This is a genomic window from Hydrogenophaga pseudoflava (assembly GCF_004353865.1).
Lineage (GTDB): Bacteria > Pseudomonadota > Gammaproteobacteria > Burkholderiales > Burkholderiaceae_C > Hydrogenophaga > Hydrogenophaga pseudoflava.
This window is the reverse complement of record NZ_CP037867.1, coordinates 1,354,057-1,373,698: the sequence shown is the minus strand read 5'-3', so window position 1 is coordinate 1,373,698 and position 19,642 is coordinate 1,354,057. Positions and strand designations below refer to the sequence as shown.

Sequence of the window (19,642 nt, the reverse complement as noted above, 5' to 3'; positions counted from 1 at the left end):
GTGGCGTGTGCCGCTTGCGGTCACTGCAGGGCGGAAACGCCAAGCCTCGTGAGCAGGTCGACCACCAGTTGCGAGCCCCCCCACCACAGCAGCACCACCGACGTGGCGGCCACCAGCGTCGCCACGTGCCCGGCCAGCAGCATCAGGCCATCGCGCAGGCGCAGGCCCCAGGCCGTCAGCACCATGGCCAGGGCGGGCAGCACGTTGTCAAAGCTGATGACGGGCACCGGCACCACCATGGACACGCCCGCCACCGACAGCATCAGGCCGTTGGCCCAGCGCGCGGAGTGGTGGCTCAGGCCCAGCAGCCGGGGCCGCCCCAGACGCGCAATGAGATGGATGACGCGGGCCAGCATGCGGGTGAGCAGACCCCGGACGCGGTCGCTCAGCGTGCGCTCACCGAGCCAGGCCGGCAGGGGCACCGACCGTCCGGCACAGAGCCCGAAGGCGATCACGAGACAGAACACCCCGACGGCCGAGCCCATGCCCGGCAGCGCCACCGGGAACAGCAGGGGCATGGCCAGCAGCGCCAGCCAGACCAGCCGCTGCCGGCTGTCGTGACCGATGGTGTCGGCCAGGGTGCCGCCCATGGCGGACAAATGGGCGTCCGCAATCCGCGCCACGGTGGCACGGCGCCGCTCCTTGCGGAGCTCGGAGGGTGTCGGGGGTGGGGATGGCTGGCCTGGCATGCGGGTTCCAGGAGACGCATGGTCTCTCAGAAAAAAGACCACCGCACTGTGCCTCCTGACCGCGCAGCTTGCAAGGAGCCTGAGCCGAACGCGAGGATCGAAAAAAACTGAACGCCGCGCAGCGGTGCCGACTCACACTCTGTGCATTTGCCCTCTTGCAACCATGCCGGCACCCCCCTTCGCCCCCGATTCACCGCTGCTGTTCGTCATCAATGCCGGGGCCGGCGCCCAGGACGTCGACGCCAAACGGAGCGTGATCGAGTCGGCCCTGGCGGCGCGCGGTCGCCGGGGCGAGCTGCGGGTCTGCGAGCCGGCCGAACTGCCGCGCGTGGCGGCCCGGGCCGCGGCGGAGGCGATGCAGCGGCGTTCGGCGGTGGTCGCCGTCGGCGGCGACGGCAGCCTCAATGCGGTGGCCCAGGCGGCGCACGCGGCCGGCTGCGCCATGGGGGTGATGCCCTATGGCACCTTCAACTACTTCGCCCGGACCCACGGCATTCCCACCGACCCGGCCGCAGCGGCACAGCTGCTGATGGATGCGCGACCGCAGCCGGTGCAGGTGGGTGGGATCAACGACCGGGTGTTCCTGGTCAATGCCAGCCTGGGCATCTACCCCGAGCTGCTGCAGGACCGCGAGGCCTTCAAGGCGCGTTTCGGCCGCAGCCGCTGGGTGGCCTTGATGGCGGCCTGCGCCACCCTGCTGCGTGCGCAGCGCCGGCTGCGCCTGCACATCGAGCTGGGCGATCAGGTGCGCGATGTGAACACGCTGACGCTCTTCGTGGGCAACAACCGGCTGCAGCTGGAGCAGTTCGGCGCCCACCCCGAGGACACCATTGCCGGCACGCCCGGACACGGCAGCATGGCCGCGCTGATGCTGCGCCCCATCGGCACCCTGTCCATGCTCGGGCTGCTGCTGCACGGCGCCATGGGCCGCCTGGGCGAAGCCGCTGGTGTCGAGAGCTTCGAGTTCCACCACCTGGTGGCCCGGCCGCGGCTGCTGCCGGGCCGCCGGGAGGTGATGGTGGCCTTCGACGGTGAGGTGACGCGCATGCGCGCACCGATCGACTTCCGCGTGCTCGAACAGCCGCTCTACCTGCTGCAGGCCGATTCATGAGCGTGCTGCTGCACATTTCAGACACCCACTTCGGCACCGAGCAGGCGCCCGTGATGGCCGCGCTGCTGGACCTGGCCGCGCAGCAGCAACCAGACCTGGTGGTGCTCTCGGGTGACATCACCCAGCGCGCCCGGCCGGCCCAATTCCAGGCGGCCAGGGCCTTCGTCGACCGGCTGGGCGCGCCGGTGCTGGCCATCCCCGGCAACCACGACATTCCGCTGCTGGACCTGCGGGAGCGCCTGGCCCGGCCCTACGCGCGCTATGCCGCGGCCTTCGGCACCGACCTCGAACCGGTGATCGCAGCCCCCGAATGGCTGGTCATCGGCGCGAACACCACCCGGTCCTGGCGTCACCGCAACGGCGACCTGTCCATTGCGCAGATCGACCGCGTGGCCAGACTGCTGGGCTCTGCAGACCCCGGCCAGTTGCGCGTGGTGGTGGTGCACCAGCCGCTGGCCGTGACCGAGCCGCGCGACCGCCACCACCTGCTGCGCGGCCACGACGAGGCCCTGCGGGTCTGGGCCGAGGCCGGGGCCGATCTGCTGCTGGGAGGTCACATCCACCTGCCCTACACACTGGCGCTGCACGGGCAGGCGCGCCGGCTGTGGGTGGTGCAGGCGGGCACCGCCGTGTCCTCGCGCCTGCGGCCCGGGGTGCCCAACTCGGTGAACATCGTGCGCTGGGCGCCGGCCCAGGAGCGCTGCCGCGTCGAACGCTGGGACTTCCTGGTTCGCGAGCAAACCTTTGCGCGCACGCTCGCCACCACCTTGCAGCCCGACCGCGAACCCGTCGGCGCCTGAGCACCGGCTATGCGCCGGCGGCGCGCCTCAGATCAGCAGCGCCGCGACAAACAGCCCCACCATGATGAAAGCCAGCACAACCTTGGCCAGCAGGCCGAGCATGATGCCCAGCCAGGTGGCCACACCCACGCGGACGGCGCGGTGCTGATCTTTCTGCGCCAGGTACTCGCCCAGCGCGGCGCCTACCAGGGGCATGAACAGCACACCCACCACGCCCATGAACAGGCCCGCCACGGTGCCGATAGCCGCACCCACCAGCGCCTGCCGGCTGGCGCCGGCCCTGCGGGCGCCGAGCAGCCCGGCCACGTAGTCCAGCACCCAGGCCAGCGCGGCCAACACCGTCACCACCACCAGGGTGGTCGTGCCGACGCGCTGGAAGTCGTCGATCCAGGCGCCCAGCACGATGCCCGCCCACACCAGCACCGTGCCCGGCAACACCGGCAGCACGGTGCCGGCGAGGCCCGCCACGATCAGGGCGGCACACAGAATCCAGAGCAGGGTGACTTCCAAGGCGGGCTTTCAGTGGGTGGTCACGCTCACACCATCAGATCAAAACCCTGCGACTCCACGCTGACAAAGGCCGCCGTGAAACCGGCCAGCGCGGCGTAGAACCGGGCCTTGGGGTGGGCGCTGATGGCCTCGCACATGGCGGGCACCCAGGGCTGCACGTGGGCGCTGAAGAACTTCTGCTGCTGGGTGAGGTTGGCCACTTCCACGTCGTCACCGGCGATGAGGTAGCGCATGACTTCGCAGACACAGGCGAAGTGGTCTTCGGTTTCGGGCATGGCCTCGTCGCGCGCCAGACCCAGGGCGGCCAGGTCGCTGCGCAGCGCGGCGAGCGGCTTTTCGTTCAGGAAGCCGCTGAGGTAGAACGAGCCGAACAGGTAGACCTCGGGCTTGCCGACGCCGCCGAACAGGGCGTCGTACTCGTTCGCCACCTGTTCGTCGCTGAGGTCGCGCACGGTGCCGACGAACTGGCGCCACGGTTCTTCGAGGAAGCCGCCGGCTGCGGGCGCTTCGGTCACGGCCACGCGCAGCTGGGCCAGCAGATCGGGGCCGGGCGGTGCGTAGTAGAGCGCGGCCAGCAGGCCATAGACCTCGGCGCGGGCGGTTTCTTCGTCGAGGGCGGAGGACACGGGGATCGGTTCGTTCATATCGTTCACAGATCGGAGATGCGGGTCTCGCCCGGGTTGGAGTAGATGTCCACCACACGGCAGTCGCCGCACATTTTCAGCCGCTCCAGCGCCTCGCCCTGGAACATGGCGTGGCCGCTGAGTTTGGCCAGCATGACCTCGATGCCCTTGAGCGTGCCGAAGGGCTTGCCGCAGCGCACGCACTGGTAAGGCTGTGCTTCATTCAGCACGCGCGGCTGACGGCGTTCATCGGAGAGCAGCAGGCGCGGCTGCAGGGTGATGGCGTTTTCGGGACAGGTGGTGGCGCACAGGCCGCACTGCACGCAGTTCTTCTCGATGAAGCGCAGCTGCGGGCGTTCGGCGTTGTCCTGCAGTGCACTGGCCGGGCAGGCGCTGACGCAGCTCAGGCACAGGGTGCAGGCGTCGCGGTTGATGGCGAGGCTGCCGAAGGGCGAAGCGGCGGGCAGCGCGATGGCGGCGTCTTTCGTGCGGGAGGCGCGGCCGGCGCTGTCCTGCAGCAGGTGGTCGAGTGCGAGGTCGAGCGTGGCGCGCTTTTCGGGCTGCGCCGCGAAGCTGGCCGCCTTGGTGACGCCTTGCGCGGGCGCTTCGCCGAGCTCGGTGTCGAGCAGCGGCAGGTCGCGCGCGTCGCGCACTTCGATCAGCTTGAAGTGGCGGCCGCTGTAGCCCAGGGCCTGCACGATGGATTCGGCCACGGCCATCTGTTCGCGCAGGGCCTCGTGGTACTGCGGTGCTTCTTCGCCGGTCATCAGCACCCAGACCTGGCGCGCGCCGTAGGCGAAGGCCGTGAGCCAGAGGTCGATGCCGGTGGAGGACGTGTGCCACAGCGGCAGCGGGATCACGCGGGCGGGCACGCCGCGCACCGTCTTGTCGAGCTGCGCCAGACGGCCCAGGTCGTTGACCAGCGCCGAACCGGCTTCCTGGCTGTGCAGCAGCAGGGCCGCGTCTTGGCCGCCGGCCTTGGCGTAGGTGGCCAGCAGGGTGCGCAGCTTCACGCCCTGCTCGCTGGCGCGCGGGTAGGCGTAGCTGATCGCACCGGTGGGGCAGACGGTGGTGCAGGTACCGCAGCCGACACAGAGGTGGGGGTTGACGACGATCTGGTTGCGCTTGAGGTCGCTGCTGATGGCCGAGGCCGAGCACACGTCCACACAGGCGTTGCAGCCCATGCTCTGGTTGCGGCCGTGGGCGCAGAGCTTCTGCTTGTAGGTGAAGAACCGGGGCTTCTCGAACTCGCCCACCAGGTCGCGCAGCTGGGTGACGGCGCGCACCTGGGCCATCGCATCGGCCGATGCGGGCAGGTGCACATAGCCCTGCGGCAGCGCGTGCTGGGTGAAGCCGGGCACGGCGCGCAGGTCGAGCACCAGGTCGAAGGTCTCTTCACGCTCCTGGGCATCGCGCTGGAAGTTGATGGCGCCCACGGCTTCACAGGCCTTGACGCAGGCGCGGTGCGACTGGCAGCGCGACAGGTCCACCTGGTAGTCGAGCCCGATGGCGCCTTCCGGGCAGGCGGCCACGCAGGCGTTGCAGCGGGTGCAGAGGTCCAGGTCGATCGGGTTGCTGGCGCTCACCGTCACGGCGAAAGCACCAAGCCAGCCCTGCAGGCGGTGCAGCTGGCCGGGGAGCACCGGGTACAGGCGCGTCTGCTGGCCGCTGCCGCCCGTGGGCAGCAGGGTCACGTCCAGCGCGTCGCTGACCAGCGCAGCCAGGGCTTCGGCGCGCTCCAGCGGGCCGATGATCAGCAGGCGGCCTTCGCTGTTGTAGGTGACGGTGGGCACCGGTTCAGGCTCGGGCAGACGGGCCGCCGCCAGCAGGGCCGCCATCTTGGGCGTGGCATGCTGGGCCTCGCGGCCCCAGCCGCCGGTTTCGCGGATGTTGACGAAGCGGATCGGCCGCACGTCCAGGTCCACCGCGCCTTCGGTCTGGGCCGACAGTTCACCGAACAGCCGGCTTTCCTGCGTGCAGGCCACCACCAGGTCGTCGCGGCTGCGGCAGGCCTTCTGGAAGGCGGGGGCGTCGCGCCGGCACAGCGTGGTGTGCAGGCTCAGGTCTTCATCCAGCGCCCGGCCCAGGGCCTTGGGGTCCAGGGGCATGGTCTGGTTGCAGTTGCAGATCAGCGTGGTCATCGTGGGGGGTCTCTTCGGGTGCGGCCGCGTCTGGTGCGCGGGTGTCTTCTGTGGCCGGTGGAGGCTCTGCTCTGGCGTCCGTGGCAATGGCTTCGGAGGCCAAGTTCACGGGCTTCTTTGTGTCGTTGTCTTCGGGGTCGTCCACCAGTTTCAAAAACTGGGCGCTGACCATCCGGGCCATGTCGGCGGCCAACAGCGGACTGGGTTTGGAGTAGTCGTCGATGTAGATGTCCAGACCGTCCATCACGTTGAAGTGCGGGTCGGCGAACAGCTTCTTGACGGCGGCATTGCGCACTTCGGGCGGTACGTCCCTGGCCACAAAGCGGCGGAAATCGGAGGCCGGCGTGAGGTGGCGCGTGTCTTCCAGCGTGGGCGGCGGTGGGGTTTCCGCGGCCTCTGGCGCGGGCGCAGCGGCCACATTTTCGGGAGGCACAGGAGACGCTGCTGCGGGGGCCGCAGCAGCGGACTGCGCGGGAAGAGCCACGGGCGCGGCCGCTTCTGGCAGTGGCTCGCCCGCGCGGGCCTGCGCCTTGCGGCGCGACCAGCGCGAGAAGAATCCGTCGTCGCCAGCGGCACTCATGCGGGTTTGCGGTGGCGGTCCGCCCGTTCGCGTGTGGCCTGCAGAAAGGCTTCCATCAGCGGACCGCTGTCGATCAGGCCCTGGCGGGCCTCGGCGGGCAGCAGGTGGAACTCGGGGTGCCATTGCAGGCCGAGCACGAAGCCCGGCCCGGTGGCGCGGATGGCCTCGATCACATCGTCCTGCGGGCAACGGGCCTCGACGATCAGCCCTTCGCCCAGACGGTCCACGCACTGATGGTGGATGCTGGTGACGCTGTGCACCGAGGAGCCGTACAGCCGGTCGAGCAGCAGGCCCGGTTCAAAACGGACCTCGTGATGCAGCCGGTCGTAGTGGGCCAGGTCCTGGTGCAGCACCGGGCTGCGGCGCTGCGAAGGGATGTCCTGCAGCAGCGTGCCACCGTAGTACACGTTGATCAGCTGGGCTCCGCGGCAGATGCCGAGCACCGGCTTGCGCGCCTCGATGAAGCCGCGCAGCAGGGCCAGTTCGTAGCGGTCGCGCACCGGATCGCCCGCCCATTCGGGCCGCAGCAGCGTGCCACCATAGGTTTCGGGGCAGACATCAATGCCGCCCTGCAGCACCAGGCCGTCGAGCAGGTCCACCACCTCGCTCGCGGGCACGCGGTTGACCAGGTGGGGGCTGTTTTCGTCGACGAATGGCACCATGAGCGCGATCGCGCCATGGGCCATCACCCAGTGCGCCATGGAGCTTTCAAGGAACTGCAGGCGTTTCTGCGGCAGACCCAGCCCTGGCGGGGGCTCGTGCAGCAAGCGTGCACTGATGCCGATGCGAAGCATCATCTGGATTCTCCTCCGCTGTGGCGCGGGCCCACCTTGCCGGTGCTCACGCGGGCCGGCTGGCCGAACCGGTCGGTCAGTGGTTTGAAGCTGTCGGGCCGCTTGCGGCGCTTGGGTTCGATATGGTGGTGCTCGGCCACAAAGGCCTGCAGCCATTCGACCACCTCGGGCGAGGCGGGCACCTGGTCCACCTTTTCCTGGGCATCAAGCCAGCGACCAGCGTCGTGGTAGCTGAGCGTGGCGATCTGCGGCACGGCCATGGGCTCGCCATCGATCAGCTGCGCATCGTCGGTGCGCCAGAACACCCAGAAGCACGGCGACGGGCTGTTGAGGTTCAGAAAATAGCCTTCTGCGTCGTCCCGGTACAGCGTGGCGCGCAGGCCGTTGAACAGCCAGTACCGTGCGCCCTCCACCACCACCGCACCCGGCAGCGGCTGGACCTCGCGCGGTGCGCCGGCCACAGCCTCGGGGGCGCCCACGGGCACCTCGCCAGGGGCCCCGGCCGCCATCACGTCGGCCAGCACCCAGCGCCAGCGCTGCCACCGAGCCATCGGCCCCGTGACGGGCTCGCGCCGCATCACCACATCGACCGGCAGAGAGGGACGACCGGATGGCGTCGGAGAAACTTGTGCATCGGCATTCATAGGACAACGGACTGTACGCCAAGGCGATGGACGGCTGTATCTGCGGGGTGAATGACCAGTTCGTCCTGTACGGAGGGCGTGCCTCGGTGTAATCTGCGTGAGTTTTCGCACAACAACACCCCACATTCCCCCGCCTTGCCATGTCTTCAGCCCCGTCGTTGCTCGATCAATGCTTTGACCGGGTGCTCAGGGAAGCCCCAGCCTTGCTGGGCCGCAGCCTGAACGCGACGGTGGCGGCGCTTCAGGACGCGGAAAACCAGAGCCGCGAGGTGGCGCAGCGGTCCCTGCTGGCCCGCGCCTGGTTCAGCCTGGAACGCCAGCGCAACCCATTGACCGCCCAGTTCCCGCTGCGCCTGCAGCAGGCCTTCCAGCGTGGTGACCACGACGGGCCCACCTCGTCGATGGGGCGCATGTCCGACTCGTCCCTGCTGGCGCTGGTGGACGACGACTCGGTCAACGAGTCGCTGGAGGCGGCCCGCATGCTGCAGGCGCTGCTGCCGGTGGTCGAACAGTCGCTGTCGATGGTGGACGCCCGCATGAGCTCGCTCATCGGCCTGGACACCGTGCACGCCGAGAAAAACCCGCTGCGGCCCTCGGTGTTCGTGCGCACACTGCGCGACCTGATGGCCGAGCGCGAGTCCGACCCGCAGTTGCGCAGCCTGTGGATGCAGAAGATCGTCGCCCCGCTGGCGAAGGAGTTGAGCCAGCTCTACGGACAGGTGGCCCTGATGCTGCAGCAGGCGCGGGTGCAGGAGGCGGGTTACCGCATCCGCCTGGTGGCCGACGGTTCGCCCCAGAGCGCGACGCACCTGTCCACGCGGGGCTGGCTGGAGGAAGGCTCGCCCTCCGAGCGGGCCGGGCTGACCCCTTCCCGGGAGGGACTGGACACCCCCGCACCGCCGATGTCGCTGCGCATGAAGGACCTGGCGCGCACCCAGACGCCGCTGCAGCACGAGGTGCTGCAGGCCTTCATGGCCGGCGAGCAGGCGGTGTTCGACCACCCGCTGGACAACGCGTATTTCGAGCAGGTGCGCCAGGAACTGCACCACGTCGACCTGCTGGCCCGGCTGCCCCAGCCCGCACCCGAAGAACTGGAGCAGGAACGCACACGCTACCGCGACCTGCCCGCGGTGGAACGCCCGGCGCGACCGGTCGACGTGGCCTCACCGCTGGATGCGGACCAGTGGGGCGACTACGCCGCGCCGCACGAACGCACCCGCGTCCTGCTGGAGCTCAAGCACCAGGCCGACAAGGTGTCGCAGGCGGTCGGTCTGGACGTGGTGCGCAAGCTGGTCAACCAGGTCTCGGGCGATCCGCTGCTGCTGGCACCGGTGCGCGAGGCGGTGGTGGCGCTGGAGCCGGCGCTGCTGCGTCTGGCCATGGCCGAGCCGCGCTACTTCAGCCGCGGCGACCACCCCGCGCGCCTGTGGATCGAGGCGGTGGCCCAGCGCAGCTTCCGCTACAACGACGAGTTCTCTCCCGGCTTCGAAGCCTTTTTCGAACCGGTGCGCGCCCAGGTCCGTTCGCTCAACGACAGCGGGTCGGTGGAGGCCGGCCCTTTCGCCTCCGCCCTGGACGAGCTCAAGGCGCAGTGGGCGAGCGACGACGAGGCGCAGGAGCAGCGCCGCCAGCGGCAGCTGCAGGCACTGAACTTCGCCGAGCGGCGCCAGGAGCTGGCGGACCAGATCGCCTGGGAAATCAGCCACCGGCCGGATCTCTACGACGCACCCGCCATCGTGCTCGACTTCCTGTACGGCTCGTGGTCGCTGGTGATCGCCTCGGCAGAGCTGCAGCACCCCGGCAAGGGGCCGGACCCGTTTGGCTACCGCAAGGTCATCGGCCACCTGCTGTGGAGCACACGCAGCCAGGTGACCCTGCGCCAGCCCAGCCAGCTGTTCCAGATCGTGCCCGGCATGCTGATGACCCTGCGCCAGGGGCTGGAGAGCCTGGGCCAGTCACCCGACGAAACCCGGACCTTTTTCGACGCCCTGCTCAAGCTGCACGAACCCGTGCTGCGGCTGCGGCGTGCCCGCGCCCGGGTGGACGGCCATGCCACGGCGCTCACACCCGAGGTCAGCGAGTCGGAGCAGCAGGCGCTGGCCACCCTGCTGGCACCCGCCTCGCCCGAGCAGCAGAAACCCACCCCGCGCGAACAGCCCTGGATCGGCGCGCGCGAACTCGCCAGCGCCGGGTTCAGTGAAACCATGCCGCTCACCAGCAGCGAGGCCTCGGAAGCGGCGGAGGTGGTGGAGGCGTTCGCGGAGATCGCAGTCACAACCGATGCGGATGTGAACACGGACGCGGTCGAACCGGCGATGCTGCTCGCGCGCATGACGACCGGCACCTGGGTGGACCTGTACTCCGGCGGCGAGTGGCTGCGGGCGCAGCTGGTCTGGAGCAGCCAGAAGGCCAGCCTGTTCATGTTCAACAGCCTGGGCGGTCGCACCCACACCATGACGCGCCGCAGCTGCGAGAAGCTGATGGCCAAGCGCTGGCTGCGCCTGGTCGAAACCCGCCCGGTGATGGCGCGGGCGCTGAACCAGGTCGTGACCGCCGAGGCGGCCACCGAGGCTCAGTAGGTTTCCAGGTGCAGGCGGCCTTCGCGCTTGAGCGCGGCGCCGACCTCGTCCCAGTTCAGGCCAGCGCCGGTGGCGATGTCGCGCAGCGCCAGCACCACGCCCTCCTCCATGGCCTTGAGGCCGCACACGTAGAAGCAGGCGTTCGGGTCCTGCAGCAGCTGCGCCAGGTCGGCGGCGCGCTCGCGCATCGCGTCCTGCACATAGCGCTTGGGCTGGCCCGGCGTGCGGCTGAACGCGAAGTTGCTGTCGATGAAGTCCTTGGGCAGGCTCTGCAGCGGCCCGAAGTACGGCAGCTCTTCCTGCGTGCGGGCACCGAAGAACAGCATCAGCTTGCCGCCCTCGAACTTGCCGCTGGCGCGCAGCCGGCGGCGCCATTCCGTCATGGCGCGCATGGGGGCGGAGCCGGTACCGGTGCAGATCATGACGATGCTGGACTTCGGGTGGTTGGGCATCAGGAAGCTGGTGCCGAACGGCCCGATCACCTGCACCTGGTCGCCCACCTGGAGGTCGCACATGTAGTTGCTGGCGACGCCGCGCACCGGCTGGCCCGAGTGGTCTTCCAGCACGCGCTTGATGGTCAGCGACAGGTTGTTGTGGCCGGGCCGCTCGCCGTTGCGAGGGCTGGCGATGCTGTACTGGCGCGCGTGGTGCGGCTTGCCGCTGGCGTCCACCCCGGGCGGCACGATGCCGATGCTCTGGCCTTCGAGCACCGGGAAGGGCATGGCGCCGAAGTCCAGCACGATGTGGTGGGTGTCGTAGTCCTTGCCGACGGCGGTCACGCGCAGGTTGCCTGTCACCGTGGCGGTGACGGTCTTCTGCGCGGCCTTGGGGCCGTAGAGGTTGGTGTAGGCGTGGGCCGCGCTCCAGGGCGGGATGGTGGCGCCGTACTGGGCGGAGTTGAAGGCGGTCTGGCCGCTCGGGTCGGCCGCGGGGGCCGGCTCGGGTTCGGCCACCGCGGCGGGCGCAGTTTCACCGGCATCGGCCGCCGCGGCGGCGAGGTCCGCGGCCGGGATCTCGGCGGGCAGCACGTCCCAGCCGAGCTGTTCCTCGATGGAGTAGGCCCTGGCGCGCACCACGCGGCGGTAGTTGTCGATGGAGCCGGTGGGGCACGGCGAGATGCAGTCGTTGCACCAGTTGCACTTGCTGACGTCGACGACGTAGTTGCGCGAGTCGTGGGTGATGGCACCGACCGGGCAGATCGATTCGCAGGTGTTGCAGCGGATGCAGATCTCGGGGTCGATCAGGTGCTGCTTGATGACGGCGGCTTCCAGGGGGGCGTTCATCTTGGGTCTCCGTTGCTGTGCTCTTGTGGTGCTCTATTGTGTTGCTGGTGTTGACTTCGTGGTGGCACCGCGTGAACCCGGGTGGCTGACTCCGTTCGTGTCCCCCGCCGGCCTGCGGCCGGCTCCTCCTCTTACCTCACTGCGCCAGCCACCCGGGCTCACGCTCGCGTGCGTGAAAGCCCGGGCAGATGCCTGGCGGTTCAGTTGAAGCGGACGTATTCGAAGTCCACCGGCTGGCGGTTGATGCCCATCACCGGCGGCGCGATCCAGTTGGCGAACTTGCCCGGCTCGACCACGCGGCCCATCAGCGAACCCACGTAGGCGCGGTCGGTGTCCGAGGGCAGCCACTCTTCCACGCGCTGGTTCCACTCGTGGTCGGTCACCACACGGCCGTCCGGGCTGACCTTGACGCCGGCCAGGCTGCCGATGTTGCGGTGGAAGGCCTTGTGCGGCACCTTCAGACGGAAGTCGATGCCGGCTTTTTCGATGATGCGGTTCCAGCGCTCGACGCCGCCGACGCTGTCCTTGATGTAGTCGTCGCGCAGCACCTCGTTGAGCGCGTTGAGCATCGGCACTTCCTTCTCCAGCAGCTTGCCGTCTTCCACCGCCAGGATCTTGTAGGTGTTGCCCTTGAGCACGTGGTCGTCGGTGCGCTTGCCTTCTTCGTAGCGGCCCTTGAGGCCGGAGCTGTAGAAGGTGGCGGCGTTGGACGACTGGTCGGCGCCGAACAGGTCGATGGTCACCGAGAAGTGGAAGTTGATGTAGCGCTGGATGGTCGGCAGGTCGATCACGCCGGCCGCACGCAGCTTGCCCACGTCGTCGGTCTTGAGCTCGTTCATCGCGTTGGCGGTGCGCTGGATCACGCGGCCCACGCCCGACTCGCCCACGAACATGTGGTGGGCCTCTTCGGTCAGCATGAACTTGGTGGTGCGGGCCAGCGGGTCGAAGCTGCTCTCGGCCAGGGCACAGAGCTGGAACTTGCCGTCGCGGTCGGTGAAGTAGGTGAACATGAAGAAGCTCAGCCAGTCGGGCGTCTTCTCGTTGAAGGCCTGCAGGATGCGCGGGTTGTCGGCGTTGCCGCTGTTGCGCTCCAGCAGGGCTTCGGCCTCTTCGCGCCCGTCCTTGCCGAAGTACTTGTGCAGCAGGTAGACCATGGCCCAGAGGTGGCGGCCTTCTTCCACGTTCACCTGGAACAGGTTGCGCAGGTCGTACTGGCTGGGCGCGGTCAGGCCCAGGTGGCGCTGCTGCTCGACCGAGGCCGGTTCGGTGTCGCCTTGCGTGACGATGATGCGGCGCAGGTTGGCGCGGTGTTCGCCGGGCACGTCTTGCCAGGCGGCTTCGCCCATGTGGTCACCAAAGTGGATCTTGCGGTCCTGCTCGGCGGGGTTCAGGAAGATGCCCCAGCGGTAGTCGGGCATCTTGACGTGGCCGAACTGGGCCCAGCCCTGCGGGTCCACGCTCACGGCCGTGCGCAGGTAGACGTCGAAGTTCTGCGAGCCTTCCGGACCCATGTCCTGCCACCACTGCAGGTAGTTGGGCTGCCAGTGCTCCAGCGCGCGCTGCAGCGTGCGGTCTTCGCTGAGGTTGACGTTGTTGGGAATCTTCTCGCTGTAGTTGATACCGGACATGCTGGTCTCCTGAAGTGGTGGTGGAGTGAAGATGCTTCAAATCGAGGGGTGCGGTGGTACCGGCTTTGCCGGGCCACTCGCGCCGCCCCCTGGGGGGTGACGCACGCAGCGCGGCGCGGGGGGCGTCAAACTCTGTTGAAATCGAACTGGGCCTTGTCGCCCTTGCCGTAGACCTTGAGCGCACCCTTTTCGCCGACGGCGTTGGGGCGCTGGAAGATCCAGTTCTGCCAGGCGGTGAGGCGGCCGAAGATGCGGGTGGCCATGTTTTCCTTCTGGGCGAAACGCAGGTTGGCTTCCAGGCCGGTCAGTGCGTCGGGCGACATGGCGGCGCGCTCTTCCAGCGCGAGGCGGATCTCGTCGGCCCAGTCGATGTCGTCGGGCGCGGCGGTCACCAGGCCCAGCTTCAAGGCGGCGTCGCCGTCGAGTGCCTGGCCGATGGCGCCGCGCGCGGCTTCCATCGGGCCGGCCTCTTCATAGAAGCGGCGCTGCAGTCGGCTCTGGTCGTTGACCATCGGCAGGTAGCCGAAGTTCATTTCGCCCAAGGTCAGCACCGGCTGCCGCTGCGGCTCGTCGGGCAGCACCAGCATGTAGGCGCGGTCGGCGCAGAAGGCCAGCTCGGCCAGCGTGCCGGCGAAGCACGAGCCCGGCTCCAGCAGGGCGAACAGGCTGCGCGAGGACACGTCCAGGCGGGCGAAGGTCCGGCGCAGGTGACCGATGGTTTCGTTGACGAACCAGTGGTCCTTGTTCGCCAGCATCAGCGCGTCGTTGGCCAGCACCGCGGCGCTGTCGCCTTCTGTCTTGAGCAGCCAGGTGCCGATGTCCAGCTCGTTGGTGCGCATGTGCAGGATGGCGTCGTCCAGCTCGCGCACCATCTGCAAGGCGTACCAGTTGGCGCCCAGGGCTTCGATGCCGGCGATGTCGGTCGGCTGGGCGCCCTGCGGTGCCTTGACGGTGAAGGTGGCGGTGCGCTTGCTGCGGTCGATCTCGACCGTCACGTTCGTGTAGGCCAGGCGGTCGGCGTCGATGGTCCGGTTCAGCGGGGTCAGCGCGACGGGCTTGGCGCCGGCCGCACCGCGGTGGCTGCTGGCGGCCAGTTTTTCGGCGCGCTCGCGCACGGCCTGCTGGAACACGGCGGGCTTGGCGATGGCGTCGACCAGGCGCCAGTCCACCGCCTTCTGGCCGCGCACACCTTCGACGCTGGTGCAGAAGATGTCGGCGAGGTCGTGGCGCACATGGCGCTTGTCGGTCACGCGGGTCAGGCCGCCGGTGCCGGGCAGCACGCCCAGCAGCGGCACCTCGGGCAGGCTGACCGAGCTGCTGCGGTCGTCCACCAGCACGATCTCGTCGCAGGCCAGGGCCAGCTCGTAGCCGCCGCCGGCGCAGGCGCCGTTGAGCGCGGCGACGAACTTCAGCCCGCTGTGCTGGCTGCTGTCTTCGATGCCGTTGCGGGTTTCGTTGGTGAACTTGCAGAAGTTGACCTTCCAGCCGTGGCTGGAGAGGCCGAGCATGAAGATGTTGGCGCCGGAGCAGAACACGCGGTCCTTCAGGCTGGTGACCACCACCGACTTCACTTCAGGGTGCTCGAAGCGGATGCGCTGCAGCGCGTCGTGCAGCTCGATATCCACGCCCAGGTCGTAGCTGTTGAGCTTGAGCTTGTAGCCGGGGCGCAGACCGGCGTCTTCGTTGATGGCCAGCGACAGCGTGGCGATGGCGCCGTCGAACGACAGGCGGATGTGCTGGTAACGGGACGGGTCGGTCTGGTAGTCGACGCGGGGGGCGCTGGCGGTGGCGGTCATGGTGGTCTCCTGGGTTCTGGGCGGTGGCCGGTCGGGGTGCACTGGAAATCCGATGGATGTGAATAATAATGCATGTGCCTTGGCGCAGTCAAATGCAATTTAATGCATGTGACCCCGTATTTACCCGAATGCCCGGGTCAGGCTGGCAGCTTGAGCAGCTGGCGCACCTCGCGCCGCAGCTTCGCAAAGCTTTCTTCCAGCGGCTGGGCGCTGGTGTTGAAGGCCAGGTCGGCCTTGGAATAGAACGCGGCGCGCCCTTCCAGGATGCGCTTGAGGTCTTCCATGGCCTCGCGGCTGGCGGCCATGGGCCGCATGTCGCCCTGCGCCGCCACCCGGCCCATGTGGTCGGACGGGTCCGCCTGCAGCCAGACCGTGGTGCAGTGCTGCAGCAGCAGGTTGAAGTTGGCCGAGTCGGCCACCAGGCCACCGGGCGTGGCGATCACCACCTCGGGGTAGATCTGGATCGCTTCTTCGAGCGCGCGGCGCTCGTAGCGGCGGTAGGCGTTGGCGCCGTAGAGGTTGTGGATCTCGCTGATGCTGCAGCCGGCGAACTGCTCGATCTCGCGGCTCAGTTCGATGAACGGGAAACCCAGGTCGTCGGCCAGGCGCTGGCCCAGCGTGGACTTGCCGGCGCCGCGCAGGCCGATCAGCGCCACGCGCGCCAGCCGCCCCTGCGTGTCGACCCCGCCGCTGGCGCCCAGCAGTTCCACCAGCTGCAGCCGCGCGCGGCGCAGGTCGGCCTCGTTGCGGCCCTGCAGCAGCTCGCGGATCAGCAGCCATTCCGGTGAGGAGGTGCTCACATCACCGATCAGCTCGGCCAGCGAGCAGTGCAGCGCCTGCGCCACCTGCAGCAGCACCAGGATGGAGGCGTTGCCCGTGCCGTATTCCAGGTTGGCCAGGTGCCGCTCGGACACATCGGCCGCAATCGCCACCGCCTTGCGCGTCATGCCCTTGCGCGAGCGCAGGTTGCGCACCCGCTCGCCCAGCGCCACCAGAAAGGGATGGCGCTCTTCCTCGTCGGAGGGCGCGGCGGCGGGTGGGGCAAGGGTCTCGGTGCTGGTCATGGCGCGGGCGCCTTTCGTCTGTTGGCGGGGGCGGCTGCGGGTAAACCCCAGCCAGCGGCGCCCCCACAAACATGCACTTTACTGCATACTGCACCGGACGCAAGATAGTGCAGTTATACCGTCAAACCCCCGCCACGACCACGGCAAAAACGCAAAGCGCTGCAGCTTCCGACCATGACCACACCCGACACCCCCCTGCTTCCGAACTACATTGCCGGCCGCTGGCAGACCGGCCACGGCCACGGCACCACCCTGCGGGACGCGGTGACCGGCGAGTCCCTGGTGCGCGTCGACAACACCGGCCTGAACCTGCACGAAGGTTTTGTCTTCGCCCGCGAGCACGGCGGCGCCGCGCTGCGCGCCATGAGCTACGGCCAGCGCGCCGCGATGCTGGGCGAGGTGGTCAAGGTGCTGCAGACCAACCGCGACGCCTACTACGACATCGCCACCCGCAACTCTGGCACCACCACCAAGGACTCGGCGGTCGACATCGACGGCGGCATCTTCACCCTGGGCTACTACGCCAAGCAGGGAGAGGCCCTGGGCGACGCCAAGTGCCTGCTCGACGGCGAGCGCATCCGCATGGGCAAGGACCCGGTGTTCCAGACCCAGCACGTGCTCAACCCCACGCGCGGCGTGGCGCTGTTCATCAACGCCTTCAACTTCCCGAGCTGGGGCCTGTGGGAAAAGGCCGCGCCCGCCCTGCTCTCGGGCGTGCCGGTGATCGTCAAGCCCGCCACCGCCACCGCCTGGCTGACCCAGCGCATGGTGGAAGACGTGGTCAAGGCCGGTGTGCTGCCCGAAGGCGCGCTGTCGGTGATCTGTGGCTCGTCGGCCCACCTGATGGACCAGCTCCAGCCCTTCGACGTGGTCAGCTTCACCGGCTCGGCCGAGACGGCGCGCATCATCCGCAGCCACCCGGCGGTGGCCCAGCGCTCGGTGCGCTGCAACATCGAGGCCGACAGCCTCAACAGCGCCCTGCTCGACCCGTCGGCGACGGTGGACAGCGAGGCCTTCAAGCTGATGGTGAGCGAGGTGGTGCGCGAGATGACGGTCAAGAGCGGCCAGAAGTGCACCGCGATCCGCCGCATCTTCGTGCCGCTTGAACTCTTCGACGACGCGGCCGAAGCCATTTCCGCCAAGCTGGCCAAGGTCACCGTCGGCAACCCGCGCAACGAGACGGTGCGCATGGGCGCGCTGGTGAGCCAGGAACAGAAGCGCAGCGTGCTGCACGGCATCGAGGCGCTCTGCCACGAGGCCCTGGTGCTGTTCGATGGCAGCGAAGTGCCCCTGGTCGATGCCGACCCCGAGGCCTCGGCCTGCGTCGCGCCCACCCTGCTGGGCCACCGCGACCCGGGCCAGGCCAAGGTGCTGCACGAGATCGAGGTGTTCGGCCCGGTCGCCACCCTGATGGCCTACGAGGACGAAGACGAGGCCTGGGATCTGGTGCGCCGCGGCGAGGGCTCGCTGGTCGCCTCCGTCTACAGCGAGGACCCGGCCTTCATCGCCCGCGCCGCCGCCGAACTGGCCGACAGCCACGGCCGCGTGCACGCCATCAGCCCCGACGTGGCCGCCAGCCAGACCGGCCACGGCAACGTGATGCCCATGAGCCTGCACGGTGGCCCGGGCCGCGCAGGTGGCGGTGAAGAACTTGGCGGCCTGCGCGCGCTGGGCTTCTACCACCGCCGCACGGCCGTGCAGGCCAGCAGCGCTGCGCTGGACGCGCTGGCCGCGACGGCCGCACCGTTCAAACCCTGAGGTCCGCCAGAGACCCCACGACAGGAGACAAGCCATGAGCCAGAAAGACACCGCACCGCCACCGGACCGTTTCAACTTCGCGCGTCACCTGATCGAGGTCAACGCCGGCCGCGCGGCCAAGACCGCGCTGATCGACGACGCCGGCCAGCTGAGCTACGGCCAGCTGGCCGACCAGGTGCGGCGCTGTTCGGCCGCGCTGACCGCCCTGGGTCTGCTGCGCGAAGACCGCGTGCTGCTGCTGATGCACGACTGCAGCGACTGGGTGGTGAGCTTTCTGGGTGCGCTGCACGCGGGCGTGGTGCCGGTCTGCGTGAACACCCTGCTCACCGCCAAGGACTACGCCTACATGCTGGCCGACAGCCGCGCCCAGGCGGCCCTGGTGTCCACTGCCCTGCTGCCCACACTGCAGACCGCGATGTCCGACGGCAAACACGAGCTGAAACAGCTGATCGTCTCGCGCAGCCAGGCCCCGCTGCCCGAAGGTGCGCACGACTGGGCAGCACTGGTCTCGGCTGCCACACCTGGCACCGGCGCCGACACCCACGGCGACGAGCCCGCGTTCTGGCTCTACTCCAGCGGCTCCACCGGCGCGCCCAAGGGCACGGTGCACACCCAGGTCAACCTCTACTGGACCGCCGAGCTCTACGGCAAGGGCGTGCTGCGCCTGCAAGACAGCGATGTGGTGTTCTCGGCCGCCAAGCTGTTCTTCGCCTACGGACTGGGCAACGCGCTGTCGTTCCCGCTGTCGGTCGGCGCCAGCGTGGTGCTGATGGCCGAGCGTCCGACGCCGCAGGCCTGCTTCAAGCGCATGACCGAGCACCGGCCCACGGTGTTCTGCGGCGCCCCCACCGGCTACGGCGGCATGCTGGCCGCGCCCGACCTGCCGCCCAGAAGCGCGGTGTCGCTGCGCCTGTGCTCTTCAGCCGGCGAGGCCCTGCCGCGCGACATCGGCGAGCGCTGGACCGCCCATTTCGGCTGCGAAATCATCGACGGCATCGGCAGCACCGAGATGCTGCACATCTTCCTCTCCAACCGCCCTGGCGACGTGCGCTACGGCACCACCGGCAAGGCCGTGCCCGGCTACGAGGTGCAGCTGCGCGACGAAGACGGCAGCGTCATCACCAGCCACAACCAGATCGGCGACCTCTATATACAGGGGCCCAGCGCCGCGCTGATGTACTGGAACAACCGCGCCAAATCGCGCGACACCTTCCAGGGCCCCTGGACCAAGAGCGGCGACAAGTACGTGCGCGATCCGGACGGCTACTACACCTACGCCGGCCGCAACGACGACATGCTCAAGGTCAGCGGCATCTACGTCAGCCCGTTTGAGGTCGAGGCCACGCTGGTGCAGCACAACGCTGTGCTGGAAGCCGCCGTGATCGGCAAGAACGACGACGAGGGCCTGACCAAGACCAAGGCTTTCGTGGTGCTCAAGCCCGGCCACCACGCCACCGAGGCCGAACTGCAGGCCTTCGTGAAGGAGAAGCTCGCGCCCTACAAGTACCCGCGTTTCATCGAGTTCGTGAGCGAGCTGCCCAAGACCGCCACCGGCAAGATCCAGCGCTTCAAGCTGCGCGAACTGGAGAACCAGCGCCTGTTTGTTCACCGCTGATTCGCTGACAGACACCGCCCATCCGGC

At 68.9% G+C, this 19,642-nt stretch carries 16 protein-coding genes; 5 read left to right on the top strand and 11 right to left on the bottom strand.

Translation table 11 applies throughout. The features are described from left to right. Positions 1 to 20: 20 nt before the first annotated feature. Positions 21 to 623, bottom strand: a complete 603-nt coding sequence (locus HPF_RS06745) for an exopolysaccharide biosynthesis protein (RefSeq protein ID WP_207959320.1) — start codon at positions 621 to 623, stop codon at positions 21 to 23. 229 nt (positions 624 to 852) lie between these two features. Between HPF_RS06745 and HPF_RS06740 the strand changes: the two genes are divergently transcribed. After that, positions 853 to 1,800, top strand: a complete 948-nt coding sequence (locus HPF_RS06740) for a diacylglycerol/lipid kinase family protein (protein WP_133156128.1) — start codon at positions 853 to 855, stop codon at positions 1,798 to 1,800. Further along, on the top strand, positions 1,797 to 2,600 hold the full coding sequence (locus tag HPF_RS06735; RefSeq protein WP_133156127.1) for a metallophosphoesterase family protein: 804 nt from the start codon (positions 1,797 to 1,799) through the stop codon (positions 2,598 to 2,600). Before HPF_RS06740 ends, HPF_RS06735 begins: the two co-directional genes overlap by 4 nt. A gap of 27 nt (positions 2,601 to 2,627) precedes the next feature. Here the strand turns inward: HPF_RS06735 and HPF_RS06730 are convergent, their stop codons facing one another. Genes HPF_RS06730 through HPF_RS06705 form a run of 6 tightly spaced genes read right to left on the bottom strand, consistent with a single transcriptional unit; the run spans position 2,628 to position 7,892 of the window. After that, positions 2,628 to 3,110, bottom strand: coding sequence for a DUF456 domain-containing protein (locus tag HPF_RS06730; protein WP_133156126.1), 483 nt, complete (start codon positions 3,108 to 3,110; stop codon positions 2,628 to 2,630). A gap of 26 nt (positions 3,111 to 3,136) precedes the next feature. Then, positions 3,137 to 3,754, bottom strand: coding sequence for a TorD/DmsD family molecular chaperone (locus HPF_RS06725; RefSeq protein ID WP_133156125.1), 618 nt, complete (start codon positions 3,752 to 3,754; stop codon positions 3,137 to 3,139). Between the two features lie 5 nt (positions 3,755 to 3,759). Then, positions 3,760 to 5,841 (bottom strand): 4Fe-4S binding protein, encoded by a 2,082-nt coding sequence (locus HPF_RS06720; RefSeq protein WP_133158044.1) that lies wholly within the window; start codon positions 5,839 to 5,841, stop codon positions 3,760 to 3,762. Continuing rightward, entirely contained in the window at positions 5,801 to 6,454 is a 654-nt protein-coding gene (locus tag HPF_RS06715; RefSeq protein WP_079367032.1) for a DUF3306 domain-containing protein, read from the bottom strand. The genes HPF_RS06720 and HPF_RS06715 overlap by 41 nt, the downstream gene beginning before the upstream one ends. Beyond that, the gene (locus tag HPF_RS06710; RefSeq protein ID WP_066149644.1) at positions 6,451 to 7,251 is read right to left on the bottom strand and encodes a gamma-glutamyl-gamma-aminobutyrate hydrolase family protein; all 801 of its coding nucleotides are present in this window, start codon (positions 7,249 to 7,251) and stop codon (positions 6,451 to 6,453) included. Before HPF_RS06710 ends, HPF_RS06715 begins: the two co-directional genes overlap by 4 nt. Beyond that, on the bottom strand, positions 7,248 to 7,892 hold the full coding sequence (locus HPF_RS06705; RefSeq protein ID WP_079367033.1) for a DUF3305 domain-containing protein: 645 nt from the start codon (positions 7,890 to 7,892) through the stop codon (positions 7,248 to 7,250). Before HPF_RS06705 ends, HPF_RS06710 begins: the two co-directional genes overlap by 4 nt. Positions 7,893 to 8,032: 140 nt before the next feature. On the opposite strand from HPF_RS06705, the gene HPF_RS06700 reads away from it, so the two are divergent. Continuing rightward, positions 8,033 to 10,471 (top strand): DUF1631 family protein, encoded by a 2,439-nt coding sequence (locus HPF_RS06700; RefSeq protein ID WP_133156124.1) that lies wholly within the window; start codon positions 8,033 to 8,035, stop codon positions 10,469 to 10,471. On the opposite strand, the gene boxA is transcribed toward HPF_RS06700, so the two are convergent. The 4 genes from boxA to HPF_RS06680 all read right to left on the bottom strand — a co-directional run bounded on the left by boxA (position 10,465) and on the right by HPF_RS06680 (position 16,242). Further along, complete coding sequence (boxA, locus tag HPF_RS06695) at positions 10,465 to 11,754, bottom strand: benzoyl-CoA 2,3-epoxidase subunit BoxA (protein WP_133156123.1); 1,290 nt, start codon at positions 11,752 to 11,754, stop codon at positions 10,465 to 10,467. The two genes, HPF_RS06700 and boxA, sit on opposite strands and share 7 nt — an antisense overlap. 200 nt (positions 11,755 to 11,954) lie before the next feature. Then, positions 11,955 to 13,382, bottom strand: a complete 1,428-nt coding sequence (gene boxB, locus HPF_RS06690; protein WP_133156122.1) for a benzoyl-CoA 2,3-epoxidase subunit BoxB — start codon at positions 13,380 to 13,382, stop codon at positions 11,955 to 11,957. 125 nt (positions 13,383 to 13,507) lie between these two features. Beyond that, the gene (gene boxC, locus HPF_RS06685; RefSeq protein WP_079367037.1) at positions 13,508 to 15,178 is read right to left on the bottom strand and encodes a 2,3-epoxybenzoyl-CoA dihydrolase; all 1,671 of its coding nucleotides are present in this window, start codon (positions 15,176 to 15,178) and stop codon (positions 13,508 to 13,510) included. 137 nt (positions 15,179 to 15,315) lie between these two features. Then, entirely contained in the window at positions 15,316 to 16,242 is a 927-nt protein-coding gene (locus HPF_RS06680) for a helix-turn-helix transcriptional regulator (RefSeq protein ID WP_066255215.1), read from the bottom strand. Between the two features lie 174 nt (positions 16,243 to 16,416). Between HPF_RS06680 and HPF_RS06675 the strand changes: the two genes are divergently transcribed. Both HPF_RS06675 and HPF_RS06670 read left to right on the top strand, forming a co-directional pair. Continuing rightward, the gene (locus HPF_RS06675) at positions 16,417 to 18,000 is read left to right on the top strand and encodes a 3,4-dehydroadipyl-CoA semialdehyde dehydrogenase (protein WP_133156121.1); all 1,584 of its coding nucleotides are present in this window, start codon (positions 16,417 to 16,419) and stop codon (positions 17,998 to 18,000) included. Between the two features lie 34 nt (positions 18,001 to 18,034). Then, positions 18,035 to 19,615, top strand: a complete 1,581-nt coding sequence (locus HPF_RS06670) for a benzoate-CoA ligase family protein (protein ID WP_133156120.1) — start codon at positions 18,035 to 18,037, stop codon at positions 19,613 to 19,615. Positions 19,616 to 19,642 lie beyond the last annotated feature (27 nt).